This is a genomic window from Bradyrhizobium sp. (assembly GCF_049581145.1).
GTDB lineage: Bacteria > Pseudomonadota > Alphaproteobacteria > Rhizobiales > Xanthobacteraceae > Bradyrhizobium.
The window spans coordinates 1-4808 of record NZ_JBAURI010000062.1 but is presented as its reverse complement, the minus strand read 5'-3'; the positions used below and the strand labels follow the sequence as shown (position 1 = coordinate 4808).

Here is a 4808-nt window from a genome sequence, read left to right as displayed (position 1 = left end):
TGGAGCCGGCCGTTCCTCGCGCACCCCGCGCCGGGCGCGCGCCGCCAATTGCCGGCAGGCCGCCTCAGAGCGGTCCAGCATGGCGGCCACTTCGGCAAACGGCCGGTCGAACACGTCGTGCAGCAGGAACGCGGCACGCTCGAGCGGCGACAGCCGGTCCAGCGCCAGCAGCAGCGCGAAGGACAGATCGTCCGCCAGTTCGGTTGCGGCTTCCGCGGAAAGGCCAGAGGCATCGAACACCGGCTCCGGAAGCCAGGGGCCGACATAGACCTCCCGCTGCGCCCTGGCGCTCTTCAGCCGGTCGAGGCAGAGCCGCGTGACGATCGTCACGAGGAAGGCTTCCGTGTTCTGAACATCCCGCGCGCCGGCAAAGCGAAGATAGGCGTCCTGCACCACGTCTTCCGCGTCGCTGCGGCTGCCGAGCATGCGATAGGCAAGCCCGAGCAGGCGCCCGCGATGCAGCGCCAGCGGATCGGCGTCACGCGGCCTGCTTGACGACATCGATCTGATGGCCGGCCACGGTCACGCGGCGGCACTCCTTCGCATAGCCCAGCGCGGTCTTGACCATCGGAAACAGCCGGCCCATTTGCAGCGCCATGGTCAGATCGATCACGCCTTTTTCGCCCCAGCGGGCGCGAACCGCATCGCGATGCCGCTCACCATCCGCCGCATGGGTCACGATGGCCTCGGCAAAGCGGAAACCGTGCGCGGTTGCCGCAGCCATCGCGCCGACATCACGGCGCAGCACGGCCTCGATCTGGTCCTTCGCCATGCCGGCTTCCAGTGCCATGTCGATGGTCAATTGCGTGCAGGGACCGCAATCCTCCGCCATCGCGCCGGTGATCTTGGCGGCAAAGCCTGCCTCCACCGGAACCACCTCACGGTGCGCGGCGGCCTTCGTCACCGGAGCGAATTTGAAGAACGCCGCCGGCGATTCCTGCAGCATCATCTCGAGATAGCCTGCATCATAGCCGTAACGCCTGCTGAACGCGCGCAGCATGCGGCGGGCGATGAATTTACGCATGTGATTCTCCTTGTCGGTTCGGGAAGGCCGCGTAGAGGGCGAGCGCCGCCGGAGCGATGACCGACAAACAGTCCGCCACGGCATGCCGGTCATGCCCGGAAGCGATCATGACGAGATGAATCAGGGCATGCGCGGCGAGAAATCCGGCGCCGGCAAGTGCCGCGGGCCAAGAGACCGGCCGAAAGGCCCGGGCAGCCAGCGCCAAGCCGGCCACCAGGAACGCCGCGCCGACGTCCGCGACGAAATGCGGGTTGAAGGGGCCGGTATCGGCTACGCCGGGAACGCTCGCCCACCATGCGGAACCGGCAAACAGCATGGCGAGGCCGTTTCCGATGTTGAATACCGCCAGAATCCCTGCGATCCACCGCTGCATCGGGACCTCCTGCGCCTCAGACGAGCGAAGCAGGTCCGGTGTGACAGGGCGGAGATCTTTTTTGACAAGGATCTTTTGGCGGGGTCTTGGGTTTGAAACTGGTCTGAATTTTGCTCTTGGCAAGCCGCCAGAGACCGGCTAAACAACGCCGCTCCGGACGTGCTGGCTATTGCTGGCACGTTCGTGTTCGCACTCCGAAAACCCGATACGACAGGAGATCATTCCTTTTGGGACATCCGACCGGATTGCTCAGAAGGGGTGAAAAACGTGTCGTTTTGGCGGAGTGCAGCAGGGGCCGTCCGGCGTGCCGGATGACCTCGAATCCTGTCCGAGACTGCAGGCGCCCGCGACGAACGCAAGTTTAATCAACGGCTTAATTGAACGGCCTGCATAGACGGGTGAAGACCGGATTTCGCCTTGTGCTGCCCTTGGGCGGCAAAAGGCACATTTGGTTCGAACCTCGACACCCCGTGCGCCGGTAAGGATCGCGGGAGGGCAGGCTGCTAAATTGTCGTCTTGCCCGACATGTCCTTGCGACTGGTGTTTCGAGGTCAGGTTTGGGTGGGGCGGCGGGTGCAACCCGGCGGTCCGCCTGCGAGGCGAGGCCGCCAACCGGAGAGAGCTTGCTGTGGAACGAGCGGCAAAAAAAGAAGCGGTCGACGAGCTCAACGCGGTCTTCAAGGCCACGAGCGTCGCGATCGTTGCTCACTATTCCGGCCTCACCGTGGCCCAGATGCAGAAGCTGCGCATGCAGATGAAGCAGGCGGGCGCATCGGTGAAGGTCTCGAAGAACCGTCTCGCCAAAATTGCTCTTGAAGGCACTGACGTCGCTGCCATCGGTTCCCTGTTGAAGGGACCGACCGTGATCGCAACTTCAAACGATCCGGTCGCGGCGCCAAAGGTTGCCATCGAATTCGCCAGGACGAACGAGAAGTTCGTCATCCTCGGCGGCTCGATGGGGAAAACCGTCCTGAATGTCGACAGCGTGAGGGCTTTGGCCTCCTTGCCGTCGCTGGACGAACTGCGCGCCAAGCTCGTCGGCCTCATCGTAGCGCCGGCGACCAAGCTCGCCCAGCTCTCCAATGCGCCCGCGGCCAAGCTCGCGCGCGTCATTCAGGCCTATGCCTCCAAGGACGAAGCGGCCTGACGCCCTTCGCAAATCTCAAACCCTGGTTCGAACCAAACATGTCAAGGAAACAGATCAATGGCTGACTTGCAGAAAATCGTCGACGACCTCTCGAGCCTCACGGTGCTCGAGGCGGCTGAGCTGGCAAAGCTCCTGGAAGAGAAGTGGGGCGTGTCCGCCGCGGCCGCCGTTGCGGTCGCAGGTCCCGCCGGTGGCGGTGCCGCCGCGGCGCCGGTCGAAGAGAAGACCGAATTTTCCGTCGTGCTGGCCGCTGTCGGCGACAAGAAGATCGAAGTCATCAAGGAAGTCCGCGCCATCACCGGCCTCGGCCTGAAGGAAGCCAAGGACCTGGTCGAGGGCGCGCCGAAGCCGGTCAAGGAAGGCGTCAACAAGGACGAGGCCGAGAAGATCAAGGCCCAACTCGAAAAGGCTGGCGCCAAGGTGGAATTGAAGTAAGCGCAGCTTGCTTCAATTCCATCCCCGGACAAGCCAGGCCTTGGCCGAGCGCGGTGCGGGGATCTTCCCACCACGGACGTGGATGGCCGGGCCTCCGCCCCGCCGAGGGGCTTCGGCCCGCCGGCGGGTCAAGCCCGGTCATGACGGCGAGGGTGGGGCAGGACGAATGCGCGGATGGCCGGCCGGGGTCGGCCTTTCGCAAAAAGACGATGCAAGAGACGTGCAAAGGGGCGACCTGACGCGCGTCGCACACGAAAAAGTGTGGGGATTTGCGGGTTTACCCCTCGAATCTCCGGGATTGCTGGCCCATATCGGGGTAGCAGCACGAAAGCGCGGCATGTGGCGGGAGCGGCGGCGTTTCCCCTCGCAAGCCGTCGGGAGATTAGGCAATTTCGGGCTTTTGCAGTCCGTAGCTAGATGGGTTTGACGGGCGGGGTGCGCTTCTGCGCCCCGCGCGTCGTTTTGCGTTTTGAAGGTTGGAAGAACGGATTCGGGACTTGACAGCCCTGAGATCGGGCTGACGGCCCTCGAAATGGATCGAAATTCAACCCGGGGGGCGGCCAGTCGCGCTCCGGAAGCTTCGCCCCCTTGCAAGGGCGACGAAATGAGAGGCCACGATGGCGCAGCAGACATTCACCGGTCGCAAACGCGTTCGCAAGTTCTTTGGACACATCAAGGAAGTCGCCGAGATGCCGAACCTCATCGAGGTTCAGAAGGCGTCCTATGACCAGTTCCTGATGGTCGACGAGCCGCAAGGCGGCCGCCCGGACGAAGGCTTGCAGGCGGTGTTCCGCTCGGTCTTCCCGATCTCGGACTTCTCGGGCACCTCGATGCTCGAATTCGTCCGCTACGAATTCGAGCCGCCGAAATACGACGTCGACGAGTGCCGGCAGCGCGGCATGACCTTCGCCGCGCCGCTGAAGGTGACGCTGCGCCTCATCGTGTTCGATATCGACGAGGAAACCGGCGCCAAGTCGGTCAAGGACATCAAGGAGCAGGACGTCTACATGGGCGATATCCCGCTCATGACCATGAACGGCACCTTTGTCGTCAACGGCACCGAGCGCGTCATCGTTTCGCAGATGCACCGGTCGCCCGGCGTGTTCTTCGACCACGACAAGGGCAAGACCCACTCCTCGGGCAAGCTGTTGTTCGCCGCGCGCGTGATTCCCTATCGCGGCTCCTGGCTCGACATCGAGTTCGACGCCAAGGACATCGTGTTCGCGCGCATCGATCGCCGCCGCAAGATCCCGGTGACCTCGCTGATGTTCGCGCTGGGTCTCGACGGCGAGCAGATCCTGGCCACCTTCTACAAGAAGATTCTCTACAAGCGCACCAAGGAAGGCTGGCGCGTGCCGTTCGACGCCGCGCGCTTCCGCGGCTACTCGACGATCAATGATCTGATCGACGCCGATACCGGCAAGGTGGTGCTCGAGGCCGGCAAGAAGCTCACCGTGCGCGCTGCCCGCCAGTTCCAGGAAAAGGGCCTCAAGGCGCTGCGGATGTCGGACGAGGAGCTGGTCGGCAATTATGTCGCCGAGGATCTTGTCAATCCGAAGACCGGCGAGATCCATGCCGAAGCCGGCGAGGAGATCACCGACAAGCTGATGAAGGTGCTGAACGAGCAGGGCTACAAGGAACTGCCGCTGCTCGACATCGACCATGTCAATGTCGGCCCCTACATCCGCAACACGCTGCATGCCGACAAGAACATGACGCGCGAGGATGCGCTGTTCGACATCTATCGCGTGATGCGTCCCGGCGAACCGCCGACGCTGGACTCGGCGGGCGCCATGTTCCAGTCGCTGTTCTTCGATTCCGAGCGCTAC

General features: G+C 63.5%; 5 protein-coding genes and 1 pseudogene. 3 read left to right on the top strand and 3 right to left on the bottom strand.

The features are described 5' to 3' along the window. The 3 genes from WCB02_RS01755 to WCB02_RS01745 form a co-directional block, all read right to left on the bottom strand. Window positions 1–501: sigma-70 family RNA polymerase sigma factor (locus WCB02_RS01755; RefSeq protein WP_423955691.1), on the bottom strand; the 501-nt coding region annotated here is incomplete at its 3' end. Continuing rightward, window positions 479–1024, bottom strand: a complete 546-nt coding sequence (locus tag WCB02_RS01750; protein WP_423955689.1) for a hypothetical protein — start codon at window positions 1022–1024, stop codon at window positions 479–481. The genes WCB02_RS01750 and WCB02_RS01755, both read right to left, overlap by 23 nt. After that, window positions 1017–1397 carry a hypothetical protein gene (locus WCB02_RS01745; protein ID WP_423955686.1) on the bottom strand — a complete coding sequence of 127 codons (381 nt, stop codon included), beginning with the start codon at window positions 1395–1397 and terminating at the stop codon, window positions 1017–1019. Before WCB02_RS01745 ends, WCB02_RS01750 begins: the two co-directional genes overlap by 8 nt. 628 nt (window positions 1398–2025) lie before the next feature. Here WCB02_RS01745 and rplJ point away from each other — a divergent pair. From rplJ to WCB02_RS01730, 3 genes and pseudogenes are all read left to right on the top strand, one after another. Continuing rightward, the gene (rplJ, locus tag WCB02_RS01740) at window positions 2026–2544 is read left to right on the top strand and encodes a 50S ribosomal protein L10 (RefSeq protein ID WP_423955684.1); all 519 of its coding nucleotides are present in this window, start codon (window positions 2026–2028) and stop codon (window positions 2542–2544) included. Between the two features lie 57 nt (window positions 2545–2601). Continuing rightward, entirely contained in the window at window positions 2602–2979 is a 378-nt protein-coding gene (rplL, locus tag WCB02_RS01735; RefSeq protein WP_423955682.1) for a 50S ribosomal protein L7/L12, read from the top strand. A 617-nt stretch (window positions 2980–3596) separates the two neighbouring features. Further along, window positions 3597–4808, top strand: a pseudogene (locus WCB02_RS01730) (DNA-directed RNA polymerase subunit beta); the annotation flags it as partial.